Source organism: Paenibacillus sp. sgz302115 (assembly GCF_056120445.1).
Window position 1 is genome coordinate 193,131 of sequence record NZ_JBVYOK010000006.1, and the last position, 26,278, is coordinate 219,408.

Annotated in this window: 21 protein-coding genes; 14 read left to right on the forward strand and 7 right to left on the reverse strand. The window is 49.5% G+C overall.

Annotated features, from left to right (window positions below; translation table 11 throughout):
• Positions 1-50: 50 nt before the first annotated feature.
• Positions 51-1,574 (reverse strand): multicopper oxidase family protein, encoded by a 1,524-nt coding sequence (locus tag AC0LWN_RS14455; protein WP_474666625.1) that lies wholly within the window; start codon positions 1,572-1,574, stop codon positions 51-53.
• A 330-nt stretch (positions 1,575-1,904) separates the two neighbouring features.
• Positions 1,905-2,945, reverse strand: a complete 1,041-nt coding sequence (locus AC0LWN_RS14460; protein ID WP_474666398.1) for a LacI family DNA-binding transcriptional regulator — start codon at positions 2,943-2,945, stop codon at positions 1,905-1,907.
• Positions 2,946-3,454: 509 nt separating this feature from the next.
• Here AC0LWN_RS14460 and AC0LWN_RS14465 point away from each other — a divergent pair.
• From AC0LWN_RS14465 to AC0LWN_RS14500, 8 genes are all read left to right on the forward strand, one after another.
• Positions 3,455-4,372 (forward strand): ABC transporter permease, encoded by a 918-nt coding sequence (locus AC0LWN_RS14465; protein ID WP_474666627.1) that lies wholly within the window; start codon positions 3,455-3,457, stop codon positions 4,370-4,372.
• 17 nt (positions 4,373-4,389) lie between these two features.
• Positions 4,390-5,271, forward strand: coding sequence for a carbohydrate ABC transporter permease (locus AC0LWN_RS14470; RefSeq protein WP_474666400.1), 882 nt, complete (start codon positions 4,390-4,392; stop codon positions 5,269-5,271).
• Between the two features lie 77 nt (positions 5,272-5,348).
• The gene (locus AC0LWN_RS14475) at positions 5,349-6,965 is read left to right on the forward strand and encodes an ABC transporter substrate-binding protein (RefSeq protein ID WP_474666402.1); all 1,617 of its coding nucleotides are present in this window, start codon (positions 5,349-5,351) and stop codon (positions 6,963-6,965) included.
• 52 nt (positions 6,966-7,017) lie between these two features.
• A complete protein-coding gene (locus tag AC0LWN_RS14480) occupies positions 7,018-8,496 on the forward strand; it encodes a glycoside hydrolase family 32 protein (protein WP_474666404.1) in 1,479 nt (492 codons plus the stop codon).
• 14 nt (positions 8,497-8,510) lie between these two features.
• Complete coding sequence (locus tag AC0LWN_RS14485) at positions 8,511-9,410, forward strand: ROK family protein (RefSeq protein WP_474666406.1); 900 nt, start codon at positions 8,511-8,513, stop codon at positions 9,408-9,410.
• A gap of 142 nt (positions 9,411-9,552) precedes the next feature.
• Complete coding sequence (locus tag AC0LWN_RS14490; RefSeq protein WP_474666408.1) at positions 9,553-10,314, forward strand: SDR family oxidoreductase; 762 nt, start codon at positions 9,553-9,555, stop codon at positions 10,312-10,314.
• Positions 10,315-10,543: 229 nt separating this feature from the next.
• A complete protein-coding gene (locus AC0LWN_RS14495) occupies positions 10,544-11,581 on the forward strand; it encodes an ABC transporter substrate-binding protein (protein WP_474666410.1) in 1,038 nt (345 codons plus the stop codon).
• An 8-nt stretch (positions 11,582-11,589) separates the two neighbouring features.
• A complete protein-coding gene (locus AC0LWN_RS14500) occupies positions 11,590-13,647 on the forward strand; it encodes an iron ABC transporter permease (protein ID WP_474666412.1) in 2,058 nt (685 codons plus the stop codon).
• A 58-nt stretch (positions 13,648-13,705) separates the two neighbouring features.
• On the opposite strand, the gene AC0LWN_RS14505 is transcribed toward AC0LWN_RS14500, so the two are convergent.
• Positions 13,706-14,125 carry a pyridoxamine 5'-phosphate oxidase family protein gene (locus AC0LWN_RS14505; protein ID WP_474666414.1) on the reverse strand — a complete coding sequence of 140 codons (420 nt, stop codon included), beginning with the start codon at positions 14,123-14,125 and terminating at the stop codon, positions 13,706-13,708.
• A gap of 120 nt (positions 14,126-14,245) precedes the next feature.
• Between AC0LWN_RS14505 and AC0LWN_RS14510 the strand changes: the two genes are divergently transcribed.
• Positions 14,246-15,169 (forward strand): helix-turn-helix transcriptional regulator, encoded by a 924-nt coding sequence (locus AC0LWN_RS14510; RefSeq protein WP_474666416.1) that lies wholly within the window; start codon positions 14,246-14,248, stop codon positions 15,167-15,169.
• Positions 15,170-15,189: 20 nt separating this feature from the next.
• The gene (locus tag AC0LWN_RS14515) at positions 15,190-16,314 is read left to right on the forward strand and encodes an NADase-type glycan-binding domain-containing protein (protein ID WP_474666418.1); all 1,125 of its coding nucleotides are present in this window, start codon (positions 15,190-15,192) and stop codon (positions 16,312-16,314) included.
• A gap of 16 nt (positions 16,315-16,330) precedes the next feature.
• On the opposite strand, the gene AC0LWN_RS14520 is transcribed toward AC0LWN_RS14515, so the two are convergent.
• The 3 genes from AC0LWN_RS14520 to AC0LWN_RS14530 are packed head-to-tail and all read right to left on the reverse strand — an operon-like array spanning position 16,331 to position 19,910.
• Positions 16,331-17,737, reverse strand: coding sequence for a sensor histidine kinase (locus AC0LWN_RS14520; protein ID WP_474666421.1), 1,407 nt, complete (start codon positions 17,735-17,737; stop codon positions 16,331-16,333).
• Complete coding sequence (locus tag AC0LWN_RS14525) at positions 17,731-18,426, reverse strand: response regulator transcription factor (RefSeq protein ID WP_474666423.1); 696 nt, start codon at positions 18,424-18,426, stop codon at positions 17,731-17,733. Before AC0LWN_RS14525 ends, AC0LWN_RS14520 begins: the two co-directional genes overlap by 7 nt.
• A 14-nt stretch (positions 18,427-18,440) precedes the next feature.
• Positions 18,441-19,910, reverse strand: coding sequence for an FG-GAP repeat domain-containing protein (locus tag AC0LWN_RS14530; RefSeq protein ID WP_474666425.1), 1,470 nt, complete (start codon positions 19,908-19,910; stop codon positions 18,441-18,443).
• A gap of 251 nt (positions 19,911-20,161) precedes the next feature.
• On the opposite strand from AC0LWN_RS14530, the gene AC0LWN_RS14535 reads away from it, so the two are divergent.
• From AC0LWN_RS14535 to AC0LWN_RS14550, 4 genes are all read left to right on the forward strand, one after another.
• On the forward strand, positions 20,162-21,991 hold the full coding sequence (locus AC0LWN_RS14535) for an APC family permease (protein ID WP_474666427.1): 1,830 nt from the start codon (positions 20,162-20,164) through the stop codon (positions 21,989-21,991).
• Positions 21,992-22,213: 222 nt separating this feature from the next.
• Positions 22,214-23,566, forward strand: a complete 1,353-nt coding sequence (locus AC0LWN_RS14540; RefSeq protein ID WP_474666429.1) for an APC family permease — start codon at positions 22,214-22,216, stop codon at positions 23,564-23,566.
• Positions 23,567-23,590: 24 nt separating this feature from the next.
• A complete protein-coding gene (locus AC0LWN_RS14545; RefSeq protein ID WP_474666431.1) occupies positions 23,591-24,370 on the forward strand; it encodes a hypothetical protein in 780 nt (259 codons plus the stop codon).
• 32 nt (positions 24,371-24,402) lie between these two features.
• Complete coding sequence (locus tag AC0LWN_RS14550) at positions 24,403-25,659, forward strand: aminotransferase class III-fold pyridoxal phosphate-dependent enzyme (RefSeq protein ID WP_474666433.1); 1,257 nt, start codon at positions 24,403-24,405, stop codon at positions 25,657-25,659.
• 302 nt (positions 25,660-25,961) lie between these two features.
• On the opposite strand, the gene AC0LWN_RS14555 is transcribed toward AC0LWN_RS14550, so the two are convergent.
• On the reverse strand, positions 25,962-26,261 hold the full coding sequence (locus tag AC0LWN_RS14555) for a hypothetical protein (protein WP_474666435.1): 300 nt from the start codon (positions 26,259-26,261) through the stop codon (positions 25,962-25,964).
• Positions 26,262-26,278: the final 17 nt, after the last annotated feature.

Sequence of the window (26,278 nt, forward strand, 5' to 3'; positions counted from 1 at the left end):
GGAGATTTCTTCTCTTCCGACTCCTGTCATAGAATTAGGATAGACGATGTTTATTCAGGCAAATTCCCGGCCTCTGGATCTGGGACATAGTCGCTTTTGTAATCCGTATACTTCAAATCGGTTATCATCCCGGCTACGGCGTGGTGCAGATCATGACAGTGGAACATCCAATCTCCAGGGTTATCCGCCTCAAATGCGACAACGTACTCCTCACCTGGAAGGAGATTAAGCGTATCCTTTACAATCGGTGAGCCTTTCAGCGGTTGTCCGTTTTTGCTGAGCACCTGGAAGAAGTGGCCGTGCAGATGCATCGGATGCTGGTCTGTTGCTGACTTGTTGACCAAGCGCACCAATACTTTATCGTCGGTTTTTACTTTGATTGGGTCTGTATCAGGGAATTTTTTTCCGTTAATCGTATAAATCGTGCTTCCATTGTCCGAAGCAGTTCCAAGATTCATGGTGTAGTTGAGGTCGTACTGCTGATCAAGTGTAAAAGCCGAGCCTGCAACCTGACCGTATTTAGTGAAATCAAAGACCGGAAGGTTAACCAGGGAAGCATTTGGCTGATCTTTGGTTTCAGTAGAACCCTCGTAGGAATTCTTGATCTTCATGCCCTCAACACCGGCCTCTGTGCCATGTGCCTCCAAATACCACTGCCCCGGATTATTGGCTTCAAATTCAACGTCATACCTTTCTCCAGGCGCAATAGTCAAAAGAGAATCCTTCAGGAGCTGAGGGTTGTTAACGGGCTGACCATCGGTTGCAGTCACCTTCCACTCATGGCCGTGCAAATGCAGCGAATGCGATTTATATCCGGCATTAATTAACCGTAAGCGGACTGTATCTCCTTCTTTGACCACAAGATCTTCAATACCTGGCCCCGACTTCCCGTTAATCGTGAGCAGATCATACATGCTCATATCATGCCCTTCACCCGAACTGCCGCTTTCAGCTTGCGAATTGGAATTGCTCATACCCTCCATATTGCTGTGATCCATCCCGGTCATGTCAGTCATACTTGTACTGTTGACATCGCTCTTGCCGATGCTTGTGGACATCCATTCATCCAGCATGAGTGTGTAATCCACAGTCGCCGGGTCATCCTTAGCTTCGACAATCAATGAACCATATAAGCCGCGGTCCAGTTGATTTACACTGTCTTGATGGGAGTGATACCAATACGTTCCCGGGACTGTGGCCGTAAATTCATACGTATAAGACTTCCCGGGCTGTACCGCATCCTGTGTAACTCCAGGGACGCCATCCATATCAATTGGGACCGGAAAACCATGCCAATGAATAGATACTGGCTCCGGCAGTTGATTTTTTAAGGTTATTTTCACCTTATCTCCCTGCTTTACCCGAATTTCAGGACCGGGTACGGAATTGTTGAACGTCCAGACAGGGATTGTTTTACCGGGCTCGACTTCCAGATTGCTGGCCTGAGCGGTTAACGTAAACTCGGTTTGCGTGATCGTAGACACCTTTACGGTCTTGAGGGGTGAACTGCCTTGCTCTGTGCTGTCCGCCGATTCTTTGTCCTTGTTCAGACAGCCGGAGAGAATAAGCACCATTAATCCAACGGCTGCGAAAAGCAAATACTTATTTTTCATCTTGACCTCCCAGACAGGTTTATTTTAAAAAAGAATATTTCAAATTTGTGTGTAAAGTATGAAGGTGAAGTCTGCCTAAAAAATATCAGAACAAGCTTCCCGTTTCCGCCTATTTGATTGAACACCCTAAAGGTCTGGTTCTGATTGGATACCAGTTGGCACACGGATGTGCGCGGAGATCAGCGCAAATATATGGGCAGAGTGCATTACCAGATCAGCAAAGTAGAAAATCAAAAAGGGCAGTTCCGCTGGTCATTATTGAGATGACCTTCGGGACTGCCCTTTGTTAGTCTAGCCGATATGGGGAGTGGATTCCCTGATCAGCAGCTTGGTAAACATATGCGAGACTTGATACGGCTGGGAGGGATCGTGGATTCGCGAGAGCAGCATTTCCGCCGCCTTCACGCCCATTTCGTTGCTGTAAATGTGGACGGTTGTCAGATGGGGCTCGACAATCACGGACTCCGGCCCGTTATCAAATCCGCAGATGGCAACGTCTTTTGGAATGGAGATATTTCTGTTCTTAAGCGCCTTCATAAAGCTGACGGCAATGTAATCATTGGCGCATATGAAGGCGGAAGGGAGCTTCTGAATCTGTACAAGACGCTGCTCCAACCACCCCGGCTCAGAAAAGAAGAGACGGTCCTCATCGACGATGCATTGGTCAAGATCCAGTGGAATGCCTGCCTCTGCCAGTGCACGGTTAAACCCTTGCCACCGTTCATTAAAGCTCAGGCAGTGATTATAATCCCCGATAAATCCGAAGCTGCTGTATCCGCCGTCTATTAACTTCTTGGTAAGCTGATAGGTGCTATGCAGATTCTCCATCAACAGCAGGTCGGCCTTGAAATCGGGATAGGAGATCGTAGAAGCACAGTCAATGAAAATAGTAGGGACGCCGAGGCTCGTAATAAGCTCACTGTAAGCCTTGTCAAACAGCTCGATGCAGATAATGCCATCCACGCCGGCCACATCCAAATTGTTGGGCAGTGTCAGCGAAGCTTGGTCCACATCGCGGACAATATGAAAAGACAGGTTGTAGTTTTCGGCGCTGATCCGCTTTTCCAGGCCGCTAATCAGCGCCGAGCCGAAGTGCGACGTATTCGGCAAATGCGCCGTCAATAAGGCAACATTCCCCGTATTTTTGGATAAGTGCTGCTCGCTTTCGAGAAAAGCGAATTGCTTATATTTTAGCTCGATCGCTTTTTTGATAACCTTGTGTTTCGTCTCCTCGGGAATGCCGCCGGTTCCATTTAAGGCCTTGGAGGCTGTGTTTCTGGAGATTCCAAGTGCATCTGCGATATCTTGAATGGTTACCTTCTCTTTTGCCATATATGTAAACTCACCTCTTGCTCACTTTGTTCTTGAAGCTTACCTGCCTGCAGCCTCTCCGGCCGGCAAAGCTAATTCAAACTCAAATGTATAATAGTTTTTTGAAAATAGCAACATCATTTTTACATATGCACAATTAACTTTGCAAAAACACTTTATTTTTTGTGCAAAGTAATCGGATTTTGAGCATTTTCAGCAAATGAAAGCTATACATAAGCAAAAATATATTTGGATTTTACTTGTTTTCCCAGCCTTTAGTCAAAATAATAGCTGATTTTGGCAAAAATATTTACAAAACAAACATATTAAGCGCAAATAATATTATCATATGCACAATTATATTTTTACAAAATGTATTGACGTTTATCATGCTGTTTGGTAAATTGTTAATGCAGCAAGCGAAGATGCCACTCATTGAAAACCCTTACTGCACACGATAAAGATACTTTTGTAATTGAACGGAGGGAAAAGTATTGCATAACACGCTGGAAGCCAAACAGGCAGGAGCGGTGGTTAAGCCGGGAAGCACGTTTTTTGATGGTTTGAAAAAACATTACTTTCTTTATATTTTGCTCGCGCCTGCCGTTGTATTAACGGTTATTTTCAAGTACGGCCCAATGTATGGAGCGGTGATCGCCTTCAAGGATTTCAGTCCGATCAAGGGGATTTGGGGCAGCTCCTGGGTGGGTCTGTACAACTTCGAGAAGTTTTGGTCTTCACCTAATTTTGAAATTATTTTTATGAATACGCTTAAATTAAGCTTTTTTGGTCTGATTTTAGGTTTTCCGGTTCCGATTCTGCTCGCACTCATGCTGAATCAAGTCAGGAAAACTGCGGTTAAGAAGAACATTCAATTGTTCCTGTACGCGCCGAACTTTATTTCGGTGGTCGTAGTGGTGGGCATGCTGTTTATTTTTCTCTCGCCAACAGGCCCAATCAACCAGCTGTTCACTTGGATCACGGGCGAGCCGGTCATGTTCATGTCCCGTGCCGAATACTTCAGGGGAATTTACATATTGTCGGATATTTGGACTGGGGCAGGGTGGGCCTCAATTATATATGTCGCCGCTCTGGCTAACGTGGACCCGGAGCTTCACAATGCAGCGAACCTGGATGGGGCGAATCTGCTTCAGCGCATCCGCCATATTGATCTGCCGACCATACGTCCCATTATGGCTATCGTCTTTATTCTGGCTGCCGGGGGAATCATGTCGATCGGGTTCGAGAAGGCTTATCTGATGCAAACGGCGATGAATCTGCCGACCTCTGAAATCATTCCGACTTATGTGTACAAAATTGGTCTGCAATCCGGCGACTACGCTTATTCTGCTGCTGTAGGACTGTTTAATTCTGTGATTAACGTTATCATGCTCGTTACGGTCAACTTCATTGTGAAGAAGCTGAACGAGGGTGACGGCCTCTATTAAGGAAGGAGCATCGTATAATGGCTATCAAGCACTCCCGATTCGACCGTTTTTTGCTTATACTCAACAGTATTTTTCTGGTTTGTGCTGTTCTTCTGGTCGTCGTGCCGCTGCTGTACGTTGTGGTTGCTTCCTTTATGGACCCATCCGTGCTGTTAAGCCGCGGCTTGTCCTTCAGGCTGTCTGACTGGTCCCTGGAAGGCTACAAAATGATCTTGTCCAATCCTGCAATGATCAGAGGTTTCGGCAATTCCATCCTCTATTCTGCGTCCTTCGCCGTTATTACGGTAGGTATCTCGGTGTGCGCTGGTTATGCGTTGTCCGACAACCGGTTGAGAGGGAGGGGGCTTATCATGACCCTGTTTCTGATCACTATGTTCTTTGGCGGCGGTCTGGTGCCCACTTACCTGCTGGTGAAGAATCTGGGGCTGCTTAACACAGTTTGGGCGATCATTCTGCCGGGAGCCGTTAACGTATGGAACATTATATTGGCCAGAACCTTCTTTAAGGGAGTGCCTTTGGAGCTGAAGGAGGCCGCCAATGTTGACGGCGCATCCGAGATGAGGGTGTTTTTCCAGGTGGTTCTGCCGCTCTCGAAGCCGATTGTATTCGTCCTTGCCCTTTATGCTTTTGTGGGACAGTGGAACTCTTATTTTGACGCCATGATTTATCTCGATAATCCGAGTCTGCATCCGCTTCAGCTTGTTCTGCGTTCGATCCTGATTCAGAACCAGGTGGAGCCGGGCATGATTAGCGACCAGTTGGCTGCGGCGGAATTAAAGAGGTTATCAGAAATCATCAAATATGCAGCCATCGTAGTCTCCAGTTTGCCGCTGATTATTATGTACCCGTTTTTCCAGAAATACTTCGAAAAAGGTGTGCTGGTCGGTTCTTTGAAATAGGAGCAGACCTTTACATAGCTTGGCCAAGCTAAAGATAGACATCATTATATCCATTATTGTTACGGAGGTCATAGCTTATGAAAAGAACAAACAAATCCGTATTCGCAGCCAGAACGGCTGCAACTTCCGCGCTTGCATCCCTGCTTCTGCTCTCCGCCTGCAGCGGGAACAGCGGTGGGGGAAAAGCAGCCAGTGAAGCCCAAGATTCTAAAGGCAAGGTCACACTCAATTTTATTACGCAAAGCTCAGCGATTGCTCCTGCCGATCCGAATGAGAAGCTGATTAACAAACGGCTCGAAGAAAAGACGAATGTTCATATCAACTGGAAGAACTTCACAAAAGACGTTTTTGTAGAGAAAAGAAATCTGGCTGTTGCCAGCGGTGACCTGCCTGATGCGATCTTTAATGCCGATTACAGCGACTATGAGCTGCTGAAGCTGGCTAAGGACGGCTCGATTATTCCCTTGAATGACCTGATCGAACAATATATGCCTAACTTCAAGAAGGTGATAGAGGAAGCGCCAGAGTATAAGAGCATGATTACCGCCCCCGATGGCAACATTTATGCTTTTCCTTGGATTGAGGAACTGGGCAAAGGCAAGGAACGAATTCAGGCGGTAGACAGCATGCCGTGGATTAACGTGGAATGGCTGAACAAGCTGGGCCTTAAAATGCCGGCTACAACGGAAGAACTGAAGCAGGTGCTGATTGCCTTCAAAACCAAGGACCCGAACGGCAATGGTCAAGCGGACGAAATTCCTTTGTCCTTTATCAATAAGCCCGGTGCGGAGGATCTGAGCTTCCTGTTCGCCTCCTTTGGACTTGGAGAGAATCCCGACCATCTGGTTGTATCGAACGATGGTAAAGTAGTGTTCACTTCGGCAGAAGAAAGCTACAAGAAGGCCGTGCAGTTTATTAACGAGCTGTATAAAGAGGGCTTGATTGATATCGAAGCCTATACGCAGGATTGGAGCACTTATCTGGCAAAAGGAAAGGATCAGAAATACGGACTCTATTTCACATGGGATAAAGCGAATATTACCGGCGCGAATGAATCATATGAGGTGATGCCTCCGCTGGCTGGACCTGACGGGGAGATTAACGTAGCGCGGACCAACGGTCTTGGCCTCGGCCACGGCAAGATGGTCGTGACAAGCGCGAACAAGAACCTGGAGACCACTGCGAAATGGGTGGATCAGCTCTATGATCCGACGCAATCCGTACAGGATAACTGGGGAACTTACGGCGACGAGACACAGCAAAATATTTTTGAATACGACGAAGCAGCGGGGATGCTGAAGCATCTGCCGCTCAAAGGAACCGCTCCGGTTGAACTGCGCGAGAAAACGAGTATCGGCGGACCTTTGGCCATTTTGGATTCCTATTACGGCAAATATACGACCATACCGGATGATGCCAAGGAAAGATTGGATATTATTAAAAATATTATGGCGCCGCATATGAAGGCCGAAAATGTTATGCCTAGTGTGTTCAACTCTATCGAGGAGCTGGACCGCCTGACAACGATCGAAACCGATCTGTTCGCTTATGTGCTCAGAATGCGGACCGAATGGTATCAGAACGGAAAGATCAACGAGCAGTGGGATGACTACCTGAAAGAGCTGGACCGTCTTGGCCTTCAGGAGTGGATTAAAATCAAGCAGGGCGGCTACGACAGAGCAACGCAAGGATAGAGATAACACTGCAGGGAGCAGATATTAACAGGAGCATGGGAGAGGAGCCGTAATGTCTACATTGGATAAACAAAACTACAGAGGTGCATATCATTTATCGCCGCAAGTGAATTGGATGAACGATCCAAACGGCATGGTTTATTATGAGGGGGAATATCATCTGTTCTTTCAGCATCATCCACAGGGCGGCACTTGGGGACCTATGCATTGGGGCCATGCCGTAAGCAAGGACCTTACCTCCTGGGAAGAGCTGGATATCGCGCTGGCTCCTGACGAGCATGGGATGATTTTCTCCGGCAGCGCCGTTGTAGACTGGAACAATACAACAGGATTCTTCGAGGGCGGTCCGGGGCTGGTTGCTGTTTTCACCCACCATCTGGAGGTGGAAGGCAGCCATCCCATCCAGCGCCAGAGCCTTGCCTACAGCAAGGACAAGGGCAGAAGCTGGGTGAAATATGCGGGCAATCCTGTCTTATCTCATGAGTCATTCATAGATTTCCGTGATCCCAAGGTGTTCTGGCACAAGGACACGAACCGCTGGGTCATGATTATTGCCTGCGGACAGACGGTTTGCCTCTATCATTCCCCTGATCTGAAGTCATGGACCTGCGGCAGCGAATTCGGCAGCGGAATCGGGTCACATGATGGGGTATGGGAATGTCCGGATCTCTTTCCGCTTGCTGTCGATGGCGATGCCGAGAAGACGAAATGGGTCATGCTGGTAAGCATTGGTGCGGACCCCGCATTCATGGAAGGGTCCAGAACGCAGTATTTTACCGGGGATTTTGACGGCGTCACGTTTATGCCTGATGCTGCTTCAGCGGAAGTCAGATGGCTCGACTACGGACGCGACAATTATGCCGGTGTTACCTGGTCGGATATTCCCGAAGAGGATGGAAGACGCCTGCTCATAGGCTGGATGAGCAATTGGATGTATGCTAACCAGACACCTACCGAGGGCTTCCGTGGGGCGATGACGATTCCAAGGGAGCTAACGCTGGAAACGAGAGGCGGAGTGATTACACTTATTCAAAAACCGGCAGCCGAGCTGGAGAAACTCCGTAAGCCGGTTCTGGCGCTGCAGCATGTGACCGGGGATGAAGCAGACCGGACGCTGCGGCAGTTGCAACTGGTAAGCTATGAGCTTCATGCTCTGCTTCAAGTCAATGTCCCGACTGTCTTCAAGGTTAGAGCAGGTGGGTCTAATGAGACGGCTGTTGGTGTGGATGCTGCCGGCAGGGCGGTTTATGTTGACCGCACCAAGTCCGGTAAGGATGACTTCCATGCACATTTCTCAGGGCTTCATACCGCCAGGCTGGCGGCAGCGGGTGACCATGTGGAGCTGCGGATTTTCGTGGATGCGGGTTCCATCGAGGTGTTCGGCAACGAAGGACAAGCTGTGATAACGGATCTGATCTATCCGGATGCAGATGCAACGGGAATTTCATTCTCCCCTGTGAATCAAGGGATTATGATCCCCTGGCTGGCCGTTTATGAGCTGAATCCGCAGCCGGCAAACATGCCTGAATAGGAGAGGACACGAAGATGCGCATAGGAGCTATTGAAGCCGGGGGCACCAAATTTATTTGCGGTGTCGGCAATGAGCGGGGGATTATCGAGGATTCCGTAAGCTTTCCGACAGAACATCCTGATGTTACGCTCGGCAAAGTGATCAGGTATTTTGAAGATATCCAGGTAGAAGCAATCGGCATCGGTTCTTTTGGACCGATCGGCCTTCATCCTGAAAGTCCTACGTATGGCTATGTGACGACAACACCCAAGCCGGGCTGGGGGAATTATAACTTTTTGGGAACCTTGAAACGCGAGTTCCATGTTCCTTTCGGCTGGGATACGGACGTTAACGCGGCGGCTTATGGCGAAGCGACATGGGGGGCGGCCAAAGGGCTCCGAAGCTGTCTGTACTACACTATCGGTACCGGTGTGGGCATAGGTGTATATGCGGAAGGCCGGCTGGTGCACGGACTGGTCCATCCGGAAGGCGGGCATGTGCTAACGAGAAGGCATCCGGAGGATCGTTTCCCCGGCCGCTGTCCTTATCATGGAGACTGCCTGGAAGGAATGGCTGCCGGACCGGCTATCGAGGCGCGCTGGGGGCTTAAGGGCTTTGAACTGCCGCCGGACCATCCTGCATGGGAGATGGAAGCCTATTATATTGCCCAATCTATTGCAGGCGCAGTGCTGATGATTTCACCGCAGAAGGTGATTCTCGGAGGAGGCGTAATGCAGCAGGCTCAGTTGTTTCCTATGATCCGTGAAGCGGTGCTGTGCAATTTGAACGGTTATGCAAGCGCTGATGTAGCAGCGGGCGGTATGGAAAATTATATCGTGCCCCCGGGTCTTGGGCAGCAGGCCGGATTATGCGGGGCGCTGGCACTCGGGCTGAGGGCTTATGAACAGTCGCAGCCAGGTGCGTCACAGCTATAAACAATTCGCTGAATATTTTGGCCAAAATGCATCCAAAGCTCAAACATTTTTTTAACAAATGTTTAATATGATACTTCCATCCCAAGAATAAGCTTGGAATATCATGAACGATAAGCTGTTAAAAAAATGAGGAGGAGTTAACATGCGTTTGGACAATAAAGTAGCAGTCGTTACAGGGGCGGCCTCAGGCATGGGAAAAGCAATCGCGGAGCTGTACGCCAAAGAAGGCGCAAAGGTGGTTGTTTCTGATTTGAACCTTGAAGGAGCAGAAGCGGTTGCTGCCGCGATTTCGGCAAACGGTGGAGAAGCGGTCGCTGTTAAAACTAACGTTGCGGTTGCAAATGATATTGATGAAATGATTGATCTGGCGGTATCGCGCTTCGGAACCCTCGATATCATAGTCAACAACGCCGGAATTATGGACAATATGGCAGCGGCCGGCGATGTCACCGACGAGAAATGGGATTTCATCTTCGAGGTCAACACGAAAAGTGTTATGCGTGCGATACGCAAAGCAATCCCGATTTTTCTGGAAAAAGGACAAGGGGTTATTGTAAATACGGCGTCGACAGGGGGATACTGTGGCGCGCATGCAGGCGCCGCCTATACAGCCTCCAAACATGCGGTGATCGGCATTACGAAAAACACAGGTTTTATGTATGCCCAAAAAGGCATCCGCTGCAATGCGATTGCACCCGGCGCTACGGCGACGAACATTGCGGCCTCAATGAACAATATTAATGAGTTTGGAGCTTCGCGCACAAAAGTAACGCAGGGCGCCATCCCCCGTCTGGGTCAGCCGGAGGAAATCGCCACGGTCGCTTTGTTTCTGGCATCAGATGAATCGAGCTTTGTAAACGGTGCTGTTATTACTGCTGATGCAGGCTGGACGGCGGGTTTCTAATACAGGCGATATGTAACATATAATCAAAGTTGGTCCTAATGATCAAGAATTTCTTGATTGTTAGGACTTTTCTTTTTGAGAGAAATTTTTCATATTAAGCTTTGACTTTCACCGGAATCACATATAAGATAGCATATATTGGTTAACAATGATAATCATTATCATATTATTGATAATGATTATCATCTAACGCTGTTATTTATTTTTATATTATAGGGGGACTTGCAAGATGTATAAAAGGTTAAAGGGTCTGATTATGCTTGTCGTTGTCATTCTGATTGCAGCGGGCTGCGGCTCCAGCAACACAAATAATTCGGCGAAGAACGGAAAAGCGGCTAATAATGCGGCGGCTACAACTGCGCCTGCTGAAACTGCCGGAAGCGAAGCTGCGGGCGGCCCTATTGTTCTGAAGGATGCCAAAGGCGAGGTTAAGCTGGACAAGCCTGCGCAAAAGGTTGTAGTTCTGGAGTGGACATTCACGGAAGATGTTATTGCGCTTGGGGTTCAGCCGGTGGGCAATGCGGATAACAAAAACTATAGTCAGTATGTAACCTCTGAAGCGCCGCTTGATGCAAGCGTGACGGATGTGGGAACCCGCGATGAGCCAAATCTGGAGACGATTGCTTCCCTGAAGCCGGATTTGATTATCGCCATTACGGGCAGCCACGAAGCTATCTATGATCAATTGAAGGGTATTGCGCCAACGCTGATGTTCAGTCTGTATCCGGAGGAAGGACAGGGCGATCAATATACGCTGATGGAAGACACCTTCAAAACTATTGCAGCAGCGCTTGGCAAAACAGCGGAAGGCGATAAGGTCCTCTCTGATCTGGACGCCCATTACGCGGAGGCGAAGACCAAGCTGGCCGCAGCAGGCAAGGAAGGCTTGAATTACGTGCTGACCCAGGCATACAGCTATCAGAATGCAGCGACAATGCGTCTTTTTACAGATAACTCCCTCGCTGTACAAACCTTGGACCGGATTGGCCTGAAGAACGACTGGAAGCCGGAAAAATTCGAGGCTTACGGATTCAGCACATCGACGGTTGAAGCTTTGCCTGCGGTTCAGGATACGAATCTGATCTACATTGTTCAGAAGGACGATGATATTTTCTCAAAGGAACTGAAGGATAATTCCGTCTGGAACGGCCTTAACTTTGTTAAGGAGAAACGCACCTTCGGATTGGACAGCGCAACCTGGGTGTTCGGCGGTCCGGTCTCCTCCAAGGTTATCGTAGATGAAGTTGTAAAAACATTAACGAAATGAGCACTTCAATGAACAGCAAGAACAATACCGCAGCCTCAAATAATGGCATGGCCTGGCGGCTAATTGGAATTTTTGGGGGCGGCTTTGCCGCCCTTTTCGTTCTGTTTATTCTGAGCCTTGGCTTTGGGGAAGCGAAGATTCCGGCAGCCACTGTATGGGATGGCTTGCTGCACCGCCAGGATGTGATGGAGCATAACCTGCTCTGGGATATCCGGATGCCGCGTACGGTTATCGGCATTCTGGCCGGGGCTGCTCTTGCCGCAGCCGGAGCCTTGCTGCAGACGATAACGAAAAATCCGCTCGCTTCCTCAGATACATTGGGGATCAATGCCGGAGCTTACTTCATGGTGGTTCTGGGCATGGTTGCTTTTCCGGCTATGCAGCAGCAGTATCCGTTTATACTGGCGGCGGCAGGGGGATTGCTGGCGGCGCTTACGGCCTATATCCTGAGCGGAGGGCGGAAGGCGACGCCTGTACGCCTGGCTTTATCAGGTATGATTGTGTCGATGGTGCTCGGAGCGTTTACATCGGCAATTCATATATTCAAGAAGACGGAAACGCAAAACCTATTCTTATGGGGCTCGGGTTCGTTGATCCAGCTCGACTGGAGCGGCGTTCAGTATGCCTGGCCGTTTGTCCTTGCGCTGCTTGGGGTTTCGGTGCTCGCGGGCAGGCAATTCGACACGCTTGAGCTGGACGAGTCCACCGCCCGTTCACTCGGGCAGCGCGTAGGATTGACCCGGGCGATAGGCCTCGGCCTATCGGTACTCATGGCTGCGATTGTGGTGAGTGTAGTCGGACCGATTGGTTTTGTGGGGCTGGTCGCTCCCCATCTTGTCCGTCTTAGCGGGGTTCGCAAGCATCGCTTCCTCATTCCCGCGAGTGCGATCTGGGGGGCGCTGCTGATTACAGCGGCAGATACGCTGGCGCGTATGGTACGCAGTAATGTGGGGGAAATGCCGGTCGGTGCGGTTATGGCGATTATCGGCGGCCCTTGGCTGATTTGGCTGGTGCTCTCCAAGATGAAAAATATATCCGGCGCAGGCCCTGGGCAGACCTCCATGAATATAGGAGGGGCAGTGCTGCGCATGCGCTTCATTCCGACAGCGACATTAATGGCCGTCTTGCTCATCGTGATTATCTTGGTGAGCTTGTCGCTTGGGGGAACGAGAATTCCGCTTGCCGAGCTGCTGAGCAGCCTTGCCCACAAGGGGGAGTCATCGTATTCGGTTCTGCTGAATTTAAGGCTTCCACGCACACTCGTTGCGGCTTGCGGCGGTATTGCGCTTGCCATCAGCGGCGTCTTGATTCAAAGCGCTGTCCGCAATCCGCTGGCTGACGCCTCGATTATCGGCGTGACATCGGGAGCCGGGTTTGGCGCATTGGTTGTACTGGTCGTATGGCCGGGGCTTACGATATTCGCATTGCCGATTGCTGCAATTGCAGGCGGGGTAGTTGCCGCTGCCTTTGTGTTCACTCTGGCCTGGCGCAAGGCCTTGAATCCGTCTGTGCTCATTCTGCTCGGAATCGCGGTATCGGCCATCGGCTCTGCGGGGATACAGGGGATGATCGTCAAGGCAAGCCTGTGGAGCAGCTCATCATTTATCTGGTTAACGGGTTCAACCTATGGCCGGGGATGGGATCAATTTAGTGTCCTTTTTGTATTTCTCATCGTCCTTGTACCGGTTGCCTACTATTTGGGACGCAGATTTGATTTGCTGGCCTTCGGCGATGAGAGCTCGACAGGGTTTGGATTACCGGTTCGCGGGACAAGACTCTGGGCGATGATTATCGGCGTATTGCTTGCCTCGGGAGCAGTTGCCAACGTAGGAACGATTGGTTTTCTGGGACTGATGGCGCCGCATGCGGTACGGATGATGATCGGGCATCACACGAGACGCTCCATTATTTTGTCCGGGCTGCTGGGGGGATTGATGCTCGTCATTGCCGATACTGTCGGAAGAACCATCATGGCACCGACGGAAATTCCGTCAGGCCTCATTATTATGCTGATCGGAGCGCCGTATTTCCTGCTTCTCATGTACCGTTCGCTTGTCAGCAAATAAGCACTGCAAAAGGATATGGATCAAAGGGATGCCCTTGTTCCATATCCTTTTTAGTTCGTTACAGGGTTATTTTCTCCATCTTAAGATGACCTAACGTCACAATAGCTTCTTTAAAATGAATTTCATAAACATCAAACATGTGCCCTACTTCTTTCAGTGTATATTCAAAGTTTGGATTGTTTTTGGTGAACCCGTCTTTTAGATCATATACGGATTGCTCGTTTTTTTTAATGGCGGCATCCGTAACTCTTACCAGTCTGCTCGATTCATCAGGTATTGTAGTGAATGCAACTGAGGAATTGGCTGCGAATTCTGCCGTTTTTGCGGATTGCTTAAAAGTGGACACATACACGATGCCTTTGTTTTGATCATAGAAGTGACTCATGATTCTGACGTTGGGCTTGTTATCCTTGGAAGTTGCCATAGCCAGATGCGCACTGACCTCCATAATTTCTTTGAAGCCCTGTAAAAATTCCATCTTCATTCTCCCTTGTGTATATATTGAACCGCGGCTTTGCGGTTAATTGGATTCTAGCATATACAATGATGACAGCGGTATGTCATCATTTTTGTGATAAAATAAAAAAAGGTGATGGCAATGAAAATAGACAGATTGATCTCCATTATTATGGTTCTGCTGGAACGTGAGAAAATCAGTGCTTCCCAATTGGCGGAAATGTTCGAGGTAACGCGCCGGACGATCTTCAGAGATATCGAAGCGATCAATCAGGCGGGCATTCCGATCATTACCTATCCCGGCGTTCATGGCGGCATTGGCATTATGGGCGAGTACAAGATTGAGAAAAGGCTGTTTACGGTTTCGGATATTACGGCCTTATTAACAGGTCTGGGAAGCATTCACGCCACGATGTCCAGTGAGGAAATCATGAATGCTATGGCCAAGGTGAAGGGGTTAATTCCAGAGGAACAGGTCAGAGAAATTGAATTAAAATCAAATCAGATTGTCGTCGATCCTACGCCCTGGCTTGGGAGCAAAAACCTGAAGCTGAATCTGAAGGATATCAGGACGGCGCTGCATGAGCGAAGATTGTTGTCTTTTAAATACAGCGATCAAGAGGGGAACAAGACCCGGAGAAAGGTTGAGCCGTATCGTTTGGTACTGAAGGACTCTAATTGGTATTTGCAGGGTTATTGCTCGTCCAGAGAAGACTTCCGTATTTTTCGGCTATCCCGTGTGACGGACCTTGAGCTTCATGAGGAGACCTATACGCCCCGGGAATTTGACTCTAGTCCATTAACCCCCTCAAGCCACAATAAGATTACCATCAAACTGCTTATTGATTCATCCTTGCTGGATTTGATGCATGAATTATGCGGAGAAGACAATGTGGAGCCCTGCGGAAATAGCAAATTTGTGGTTCATTTTCCATTCACGGAGAATGATTTCGGATATCAGATGCTGCTGCGTTTGGGGGATAAATGTGAATGTCTGAAGCCTCCGCATGTACGCGCTGAGCTTATTCGAAGAATAAAGGACTTATTAAGTGTATATGAGAAATAGAAACGAGGATGAAGATTAAGATGAAAATTCGAAAAAGTATGCTCTACCTTTTGCTAAACGCTGTAGTTTTGTTCTCTCTATACAGCTTAAGCGCGTATGCGGCGCCTTCAAGTGCAGGCTCACCCGCTTCGGCGTACGGAGGCAAGTGGGTTGACAAAGCGTTGGTCGAGGAAGAGGACAGTGACGGCACACTCAATCTTACGGTTAATCAACAGACAGGCAAGGCCAAGCTGGAGTATGAGGTCTGGGATGCAGGAGAAACCTACATTTTCCAATCGAAGGATTACATAACCATTGATGGGCAACAGCCCGTCAAATTCACCTACAAATATAAGGAGTATGACCATTCGGGGGAAGAAAGATCTGTAAGCGGCGAGGGGAGTATTCAATTCAAGCCAGGCTTGATTGTGCTGCAGATGGGACAGCTTCCATCCGATATCGACCCGATCTTTACGAAGCCGCGGAGCTTTATCCGTGATCCTTATGTGAATCGGGCTCCAAAACCCGGAGCTGACTTCGATATCGTATCTAAATACTGCAACTGCAAGCCATCCAAGCTGGTGAAATTCGATTACCCGGCTGGCGACAATGAGAGCAACAAGGAATGGATCAGATATGTCAGCGTATATGTGAGAGATATCTTTATAGCCGAATACAAGGTCAACCTTCACACCAATACGGCTACTAATCTCAAGGATTCATGGTCGAATGCTTATCAATCCAATAACAAAATCCAGGCTTCAAAAATTACAGCAACCTCTACTCTGCCTAAATCGAAGACATCATCCTACAGCCCCAATCTAGTGATGGATGGCGACTCGGCCACATGCTGGTGCGAAGGGGTTAAGGGGAGCGGAATCGGGCAAAGCTTCACAATTCAGTTCACCAAACCTATTGAAATTGAAGGTCTCAAAATTTTACCCGGCTATGGCAAAAGCGTCTCCGCTTATCTGGAAAACAACAGTGTGCGCAAAGCCAGAATAACCTTCTCCGATGGAACATCCACTGTTCTGGATTTCACGAAGGGATACTATTTTGAGCTGCCGGAAATCAAAAGGACGAGCAGCATTAAGTTCACTATATTGGAGGTTACTCCAGGCACCAAGTATAACGATACTTGTGTATCGGAGCTGGCTGTTTTCTGACGGAGTGCCTGGCTCCCTAGCTCTCCTGCTGAACCTGGTAACGCGGCAGCTCCACAATGACGGTGGTTCCTTTGCTGAACTCGCTTTCGATGCGGAGATGGCCGCCGTGCAGCTCGATAATCTCCTTACAGATAGCAAGGCCCAGGCCGCTGCCGGACTGGCGGGATTTGCCCTTGAAGAATTTGGTGCCGAGCTTCGCCAGGTCGTCTTCCTCTATGCCTTCACCATTATCCGCTACTGTAATAATAATTAGTGTTTCATTGGAGACTGCTGAAAGTGAGATTGCTCCCTGGGCCGGGGTGAACTTGAAGGCATTGTCCAGCAGATTGACAAAAACCTGCTTCAGTCGGTTGAAATCCCCGTCTACAGGCAGCGGCTCATCCGGAATATCGGCGTACAGGCGGATCTGCTTGGTTGCCCCCCGGTACCGGAATTGCAGCAGCAAATCCTCAAGCAGTCCCCGCAGATCATAAGGCTGAAGCACAAGCTTCAGCTCTCCGGCCTGGAATTTGGAGAAATCCAGCAGGTCTTCAACCAATCCGATCAGGCGGTCGGTTTCTCCGGTTACGACCTCAAGCCCCTGCAGAGTCTCTTCCTTATCCGACAAATCACCCACAAGCAGCGTTTCGCCCCAGCCTTTGATGGAGGTAAGGGGGGTACGCAGCTCGTGCGTGACGGAGGAGATGAAGTCGTATTTGATTTTTTCGCTTTTGATCATTTCCTCTGCCATGTAATTCAGGGTGTCGGCCAAGGTGCCGATCTCATCGTCATGCTGCTTCGCCGCTCTAACGGCAAAATTGCCAGTAGCCATTTCTTCAGCGACAGCGGTTAATTGCCGAATTGGCCCTACAATCCGTTTGGCGATAATCACACTCAGCAGGAAACCGAATGCAATGACCAGCAGCCCCACCCAGGAAGCATTCAGGATAATCTTTAAGATCACACTGTACAAGGGCTCTGCGGAGACAGAATAGCGCAGCACGCCGATATTTGCGCCGGATTCTTTCAGGGCTATGGATACGGCCAGAATCCGTTCACCATTAAACGGGGTAAGCCCCTGATAGCTACCCTTGCCGTTTGTCAGGGCAGCTTTTACATCGGGGGTATTCACATGTTCGGAGCTTGCGAAGCCGAAGGAGTTGATAATGACATTTCCTTCAGTGTCCAGCACTTCAACCTTGCTGCTCTCTTCAGGCGAGAGGTTCTCCAGTATATATCTGGCCCGTTCGTTAATGGAGTAGCCCTCCAGATATTTATTGAAAAAGGTAGCGGAGGTTGTGGCCCGTGAATTCAGCGTCTCCATGGCGCTGCCCAGATAATAATAGTGGACAGCCGCAATAAATACCCCCTCCAGCAGCAGGACAATCAGAAGGAGAACAAGGGTGATATAGATAATAAGCCGAGACCTGATTCCCTTCAGCAATGTTGGACCCTCCATAGATAGCCGAATCCCCACACCGTTTCGAGGTACTGGGGCCCGGAAGGGCCCTGCCCGATTTTTTGCCGGATCCGGCTGATATTGACGTCTACTATTTTTAGCTCGCCCATAAAATATTGCCCCCATACGGAGGTCAGAATATCATCGCGGTTCATCGCCTTGTTAGGCTGCTCCATGAGCAGTTTCACAATGGCGAACTCGGTAGGTGTCAGGGGGATATCGAGCTTATCCTTCAGCAATTTGCGTTCATCCAGCATCAGTGTGAAGGGGGGCAGCTCAATGTGGTTCCCGGCCACAGGCGCTTCCCCTGGATACATCCGCCGGTACAAGGAGCGTACCCGTGCAACCAGCTCCACCGGACTGAACGGCTTAATGACATAGTCGTCAGCGCCGGATTCCAGTCCCATGACCTTGTCTATCTCCTGGCTTTTGGCAGTCAGCATAATAATGCCGAGCCGGGGGAACTGTCTGCGCAGTCGTCCGCACACTTCAAAGCCGCTGATTCCTGGAAGCATCAGATCCAGAATTGCGATGTCAAAATCCTTATGATCCCCGGCAACAGCCAGAGCTTTTTCCCCTGTGACGGCTTCGACAACCTCGAAGCCCGCACGCTTGAGATTCACCCGCAGAAGATCGCGTATAGGCTTCTCGTCTTCCAGTACCAGCACCTTCATAGTTCCCCTCCTTATTAAAGCTGAGGCTTCTGCGGTGTGCCGGCCAGCCGCTGCACTTCATCCAATGTCAGCTTAAGCTGTTCATATTCCTGTAGAGAGGGTCCGGTCAGCTTGCTGCCTGCTGTAGCGGATGGAAGAACAGCAACGAGCACTGTAGGCTCCGTGTCATCATCCGTATTCTGTAATTCATAGAGCAGCGTATAAGAAGCATTCTCCGCCAGCAGCTTGGCTTCGGCCGTCTGCCATTCCTTCTTGGTGAGCAGCCGCAGCTCCAGCAGCGGTGCTTTTAGAGAGGAATCGGCGCTCTTGTAGCTAAACATTAGGCTCTTCCACGGAGTAGGGGATTCCCCCGGAGTCTCCAGTATATATTTTCCAGTCCAGTTCTGAGGAATATGGAAATTGAAGCCCCATCGGTCAAACTGTTCTTGAACAAACTTCAGACCCGATTGCCCATCCCATTGATAATATTTAGTGATAAAAGGGGTAGCCAGCGGAGCGAAGCTCTCTGTACCCGCAGGAGGAACGAGAAATCCGATTTCAATAATTCCGTCTCGGTTAACATCCTCGCTGTACAGCGGATAGTCCTTCATTGCGATGCTGCTTTCACCCAGCATTCCGCCGGACTCTGAAGCCAGCCGCTTAAGCACAAGATCCTTGCTGTCAGCCAGAGCTGTATGCTGATAATCATCTGTTGCAAGTATATCAGTAAAGCTGCCATTTTCCCAAGTCAGCAGAGAGGTGTAGGAAGAATGCGCGCCAATCGCCGAATCAATGATCAGGGCGTTTTTGGCAGGGGCAGCTTTAGCGAATAGGGCCTGAATCACAACTCCGTTAAGGGTCTGGTCCGCTAAGGTTTGCTGTTTGCCGCCATGAAGACGCAGCAATTGGAGATTGGATACCTGCTGTGAATCCGCATTGACACTTGCCTGGAGCAAGGCAATCTCCGTCTTTCCTTCGTTCGTCAAATCACCCACCACCAAATGATCATAAGGCTTCTTGAGGATTTCAGACCACTTGCCGCCGCTCAGACTGTAGACGGCCAGCTCCCTGCTGAGATCCTTGCCGCCGCTGAAGCCAAGCAGCACATCCGCCGCGCCGTCGGCAGTAACATCTGCAAACTTCACGTAATCCAACTCGCTGCCGACTCCGGTGAAGCTGGTCAGCTTTTTCCATTCTCCGCCGGACTTTGACAGTACGAGTGTGTTGATTTCAAAGTCGGTTTTGTCTGTTTTGTAGAAGGCCAGAATTTCATCCTGACCATCCTTATCAAGGTCCTGGAGCTGGATGGCGCTGCTCGATTCAGAATGGACGGGCACGGTCAGGTGGGCACTCGATGGAAGAAAGGACTGTACAATGCCTGCAATCGTTCCATCGGAGTTGCTCTGTGACGGAGCCGTGAGCAAATCGCTTGGAGTTTTCATCGTGCTGCAGCCTGTTACAAGCAGGGTTAGTACAATAAAGGCGCTTATAGCTGATTTATTCATAAAGTGTGATCTCCTTTGTTATGTCTGTGGCTAGTATATCCCAACCCTCCGGCAAAGTAGTTTCAAAATGGTAAAGGACACTTAACGAATGTTCTATTTTCCTAAAAATGCAATTTTGACGATATATTATAGGAGGATTATGATTTGAAAATAATAGCAACCACGCTTGTTTCAAAAGCGTATAATAAAGAACTGAGATTATTATTTACTTCCAAGGGTAATATAACATTAAAAAGTGATGGGTGAGGCTAATGATGTCTTCGTTGAAAAGATTTCTAATTGGACGACCACTGAAGTCAGAGCAGCTTGGCGAACAGAAACTGAACAAAACCAAGGCGCTGGCCATTCTTTCTTCAGATGCTCTGTCATCCGTTGCTTACGGTCCTGAGCAAATTTTGCTGGTGCTGATTACAATCAGCGCTGCGGCGTTTTGGTATTCGATACCGATTGCGGCAGGAGTTCTGGTCCTGCTGGTGGCTTTGATTTTATCCTACAGGCAGATTATTTTTGCTTACCCCCATGGCGGCGGAGCTTATGTTGTATCCAAAGAGAACTTGGGGATGTATCCCGGGCTGATGGCCGGCGGCTCGCTGCTGGTGGACTACATATTGACGGTGGCGGTGAGTGTCTCTGCCGGAACGGACGCGATTACCTCGGCTTTTCCAAGCCTGCATCCGTATAATGTGCCTATTGCCATTTTCTTCGTTCTGCTGATTACAACCTTGAATCTGCGGGGAGTCACGGAATCGGCGTCATTCCTGGCTTATCCGGTCTATTTGTTTGTGCTCGCATTATTTATCATGATCGGTCTGGGATTGTTCAAAATCCTGACCGGCAGTGTGCCAGCCGACCTGCACACCCCTATCGGCACTCCGGTAGCGGGCATCAGCCTGTTCCTGCTGCTGAGGGCCTTTTCATCGGGGAGCTCGGCGCTGACAGGGGTAGAGGCCATTTCCAATGCGATCCCTAACTTCAAAGAGCCTGCCCCGAACAATGCAGCCAAAACGTTGGCGGCAATGGGTACACTTTTGGCGGTGTTATTTACAGGCATTGTGTTTCTGGCCTATTACTACGGCATTTCGCCACGGGAAGATGCTACGGTGGTGTCCATCATTGCCGAAGAAGTGTTCGGCCGGAATTTCATGTACTACTTCGTCCAGGGAACTACCGCGCTGATTCTGGTCCTGGCGGCCAATACCGGATATTCCGCATTCCCGCTGCTGGCGGTGAATTTGGCGAAAGACAAGTTTATTCCGCGTATGTTCACAGTCCGGGGAGACCGGCTGGGTTATTCAAACGGCATTCTCATGTTGGGGATATTCTCCATCATTCTGATCATTGCCTTTGAAGGACGGACGGAGCACTTGATTCCGCTATATGCGGTAGGCGTGTTCATTCCCTTTACGCTCTCCCAGAGCGGGATGATGGTGAAGTGGATCCGGCAAAAGCCGCCGGGCTGGGTCGGTAAATTCATTATCAACACTGCGGGCGCGCTGATCAGCTTTATCGTCACGATTATGTTCTTCCTGACCAAGTTCACGCAGGTGTGGCCGGTACTGGTCTTCCTGCCGCTGATTATCCTGCTGTTCCACCGGATTCACAAGCATTATGAGTCCGTCGCTGACCAACTGCGGATCTCCACCTGCGAAGAGCCGCCGCTTGCCATTGAAGGGAACGTCATCATCCTGCCTGTTGCCGGAATAACACATGTGGTTGAGAACTCGCTCCGTTATGCTAAGTCTCTGGGTACCGAGCAGATTATTGCTGTGCATGTCCCGTTCGAGCGGGAGGATGAGGCGGTATTTGAAGAAAAGTGGAAGAAATTCCATCCCGAAATCCGCCTGGTGACGCTGTATTCGCCTTACCGCAGCATCACTCAGCCGCTGACCAAGTTCATCGACACGGTCCAGCGCAAGGCGAGCGAATCCAACTATCAGGTGACGGTGGTCGTGCCGCAGTTCATTCCGAAGAAGGGCTGGCACAACATCCTGCATAACCAGTCCAGTCTGCTGCTCCGCGCACATCTGCTGTACCGCAGAAATGTGATTATTACTACGGTGCCTTATCATTTGAAGAAATAATGCTGTAGTCTATCTGGGAGCCCCTGTTGTCCATTTTTATGTGGATAGCAGGGGCTTTTTTTGTGTGCGTCAAAAAAATTTAAATGTAATGTTATATAACATTTACAATATCCTCTTTTGCATATAAAGTAAGATTACAGCAAGAAACGCTCCGGATCATTAGTTATATGTCATTATTAATGACATATATGAAGTGAATTTAATAAAAAGGAGGATGGATGATTGAAAAATGCAGAGGAAGTCTCACGTATCCCCGTTAGGGTAATGACGCAAGGCAAGCAAATGATATTTGGGATTTCCTTAATGGCGCCGATTGCCATCTTTGGAACGTACGGCGTGGCTAACGAGCTGTCCAAGGGAATGCTGCCTACAGCATATCTGCTGGCTTTTCTGGTGATGCTCATTACGGCTTACAGCTACGGCAGGATGGTAAAGGTATACCCGACCTCCGGTTCTGCCTATGGGTATGTCCAGAAGTCTGTTCATCCGCTTGCAGGTTTCCTGGTGGGCTGGATGCTGCTGCTCGATTATGCTTTTGTGCCGATGCTGTCTGTGCTGTTCCTCGGTCTGGCCTTACACGAGATGATCCCCGTAATTCCCGTTGTGGTGTGGGTTGCGCTGTTCATCACATTAAGCACCTTAATCAATATCAAAGGCCTGCAAATGGCGGTTAAGGTCAATCGGATCATGGTGGGGATGCAGTTTGTGCTGATCGCTTTTTTCTTCGGAGCCTGTATTTATGCCCTCATATCACCTTCGCCGGGCCATTCGCTGATCTCTTCGGCCCCCTTCTGGAATTCCAACTTCTCTCTGCTCAGCGTCATTGCCGGGACCGCACTGGTCTGCCAATCCTTTCTTGGCTTTGATGCAGTGACGACGATCGCCGAGGAATCGGTTGAGCCGCAGCGCACCATTCCCCGGACATTAATCTTTGTGACGGTGCTGAATGGGGTGGTGTTTATCCTGATCGCCTATCTGGGCGTGCTTGCCTATCAGGGGCGAAGCTTCAGCAGTGCGGATACAGCGGCTGTAGAGCTTGTGGAATTTCTGGGCGGTCCGCTCTTCGAAACCCTGTTCATGCTCGTAACTGCGGCTTCAGTCTTTACGCTTATTGTGTCCCAGCAAGCGGGGATTTCACGGCTGCTGTTTGTCATGGGGCGGGATCATGTTTTTCCGGAGAAGCTGTTCTGCTATACGCATCCCAAGTACTCGACTCCGGTAGGGGGCATTGTTTTTATCGGTATTTTGACGGTGGCGGCCTCTATGCTGTTTGATCTGGTTACGCTGGCTTCGCTTGTGAATCTGGGTGCCTTTGTGGCCTTTGCTTTTGTGAATCTGTGTGTAATCCTCCATTACTTCGTCAAAAGCAAGCTTCGTTCGCCAAAGGCGCTGCTGCTGTATCTGCTCCTGCCCGCTGTCGGGATTCTGAGCAATGTCTGGCTGCTCTCAAGTCTCAGTCATCAGGCGTTCGTGGTGGGCGGAATATGGTTCGCGGCCGGGCTTCTGTATTTAACGGTAAGGACCAGAGTGTTCACACAAATCCCGGATTGGGGCCTGTTTGACACTTCTTTATAACGATGAATGAAAGGGAGTTAGCGTATGCCAGTGAGCGAGTCTGTAAACACCTCAGTCCATGAGACAAAAGCGGCGGTGAATCTGTATGCGGTTTTGGGGAATTTGGAGGAATTATGCCGCCTTGACCCCACCTCAGCTTCGCTGATTCAAAACAAACAGAATACGATCCGTTTCAAAATCCGGAATGGCCCTTCGGCTGATCTGATTATTGCAGACGGGAGTTGCACTATCCGTGAACCGGCGGGCGCGGCGTCCATCGTGCTGTATTTCCGCTCACCGGAGCATTTCAACCGGATGATTGCAGGGGCGGCAAGCCCGATCCCGCTGCGGGGATTAACCCGGCTGGGCTTCCTGACCAAGGAGTTCACGGCGCTGAGCCAGCGGCTGGAATATTACTTGAAGCCGACTGATGAGCTGTTGAAGGACAGTGAGTATTTCGCCATACATACCCGGCTGCTGCTGAATACCGCTGCCTACGCCGTGGCCTGTATCGGCAATTACGATGACATTGGACAACGGATTGCGGCAAGAATCCCGGACGGCGTCATTTCGATCTCCATTGCGGAGAGCGGGCAGCAGGTATTCCTGCACTGTGTGAAAGGCCGGCTGAAGGCGATGAAGAGTACCTCTTTTGCCCCGGGCGCCTTCATGGTATTTGATACCGTACAGTCTGCGAACGATGTGCTGAGCGAGAAGGCCGATGTTCATGAGCTGATCGTTACAGAGAGATTGAAGCTCAAAGGGATACTGCCGATGATTCAGCACATGAACGATATTTTGGCTAAAGTGCCTCAGTTTGTGTAAATCCGATTAGGGATGAGAAAAGGAGACGAGATATGGAAGCCTATAAGTATACAAACAGCAGATTGCTTTTTGAACGGGCGATGAAGGTCATTCCGGCTGGTGTCTATGGACATTTGGGGCCTGTCGAGGGCAGTATGATTCCGCCGAGCGCTTTTCCGTTCTTCTCAAGGGAGGCCAAGGGGGCTTATTTCTGGGATGTGGACGGCAACCGGTTCATTGATTACATGTGTGCATACGGCCCCAACATTCTGGGCTATAATGACGAGGATGTTGACCGGGCTGCGAGGGAGCAGCGGGAGCTGGGGGATTGCGTGACACTGCCCTCAGTGAAAATGGTCGAATTCGCAGAGCTGCTGGTGGATACCGTACATAGTGCCGACTGGGCATTTTTCGCTAAAAATGGCGGTGATGTTACCAGCTTTGCTGTCATGGTTGCGCGTGCCGCTACGGGCAGGAAAAAGGCGGTGCTCGTTAATAAAGGGTATCACGGGGTAGCGCCGTGGACGAAGCTTGCGGGCAATCCCGGTATTGCCCCGGAGGAGATCGCAAATAATTTATATGTCGATTGGAATAATATCTCGCAGCTTGAAGCGCTGATCAGCGCCTATCCCGGACAAATTGCCTGCTTTATCGCCAGTCCTTATTTCCAGGGAAATTTTGTCGACAATGAGCTGCCGGATCAGGATTATTGGCAGAAGGTGCGCTCGCTCTGCACGAAGCATGGCATCGTGCTGATCATTGACGATGTGCGGTGCGGCTTCCGGCTGGATTTGTCCGGCTCGGACCATCATTACGGCTTCGAGGCCGATCTGATCTGCTTCTGCAAGGCGCTGGCCAATGGCTACAATGTCTCTGCACTGTGCGGAATAGATGCGCTGAAAAGCGCAGCCTCGTCGGTGTTCTACACGGGCAGCTATTGGTTATCGGCAGTTCCTTTTGCCGCCGGCATCGCAACGCTTCAAAAGCTGAAGGCCATCGAGGCTCCGAAGCGCCTACAGGCGCTCGGCAGCAAGCTGACGAGCGGCCTGGTCGAAGCCGCCGCCGGACATGGCCTCGATCTTCGGATCAGCGGCGAGCTGCCCATGTGGTATATGAGAATCGCCAACGATCCCAGCCAGGTGCTGCACCAGGAGTGGATAGCCGCTTGCGTTCAGCGCGGAGTCTTTTTTACCAACCATCATAACCATTTTATCAATGCGGCCTTGACGGAGGAGGACATTGCCTTCACCCTGGATGTGGCAGACGAGGCTTTCCGGGTTGTGAAGAAGCTGCAACTGAGCAGCGTTTGATAATCAAGCTACGCTATTTTATACTAATTCCAACCATTCTTCTTATTTCAAATTTTGAGACTGTAAGTTTAGGGATTTGTAAAAAGCCACTTTCTTCTTTATGAAATTAGATTTTCCGAAGCTAATAAAATCCAATAAACTCCAAAGGATAAGTAAAGTGAATGGCCGTCCTGTAGATTCTTCATTTTCTATAATATGCTTATCTTTATGGATAGAAGTAACCTCCTTTGCAAATATGGTTATGAAGTTCCCGCCCAAAGAGCAAATCGGGGATAAGAAGCCTATCTGGTAAGTGGCGGAAATTACTCTACTAATAGTGCAACCCAAATAAAAATCACGTACAATAAAATAGCCACGATAAGTGCGCTGAGAGGAACAATCCATAGCAAATGGGTTTTAAATGGCTTTGATCTTTGAAGCCATTTTTCTTTTGTGGGGAGTAATTCGCGTTGAGCCCTTTTTAGGATTCTTTCAACTTTATTCTCATCAGAATTTAGAAATTCAATCCATAGCTGTTCATATTGGCCTTTTATCATCGCTTTATTCGCGCTATCCTTTAAAGGAACCATATTAACCTCCGTAATGGCAGAAATAAAGATCATAAAATAGGTACTCCTCA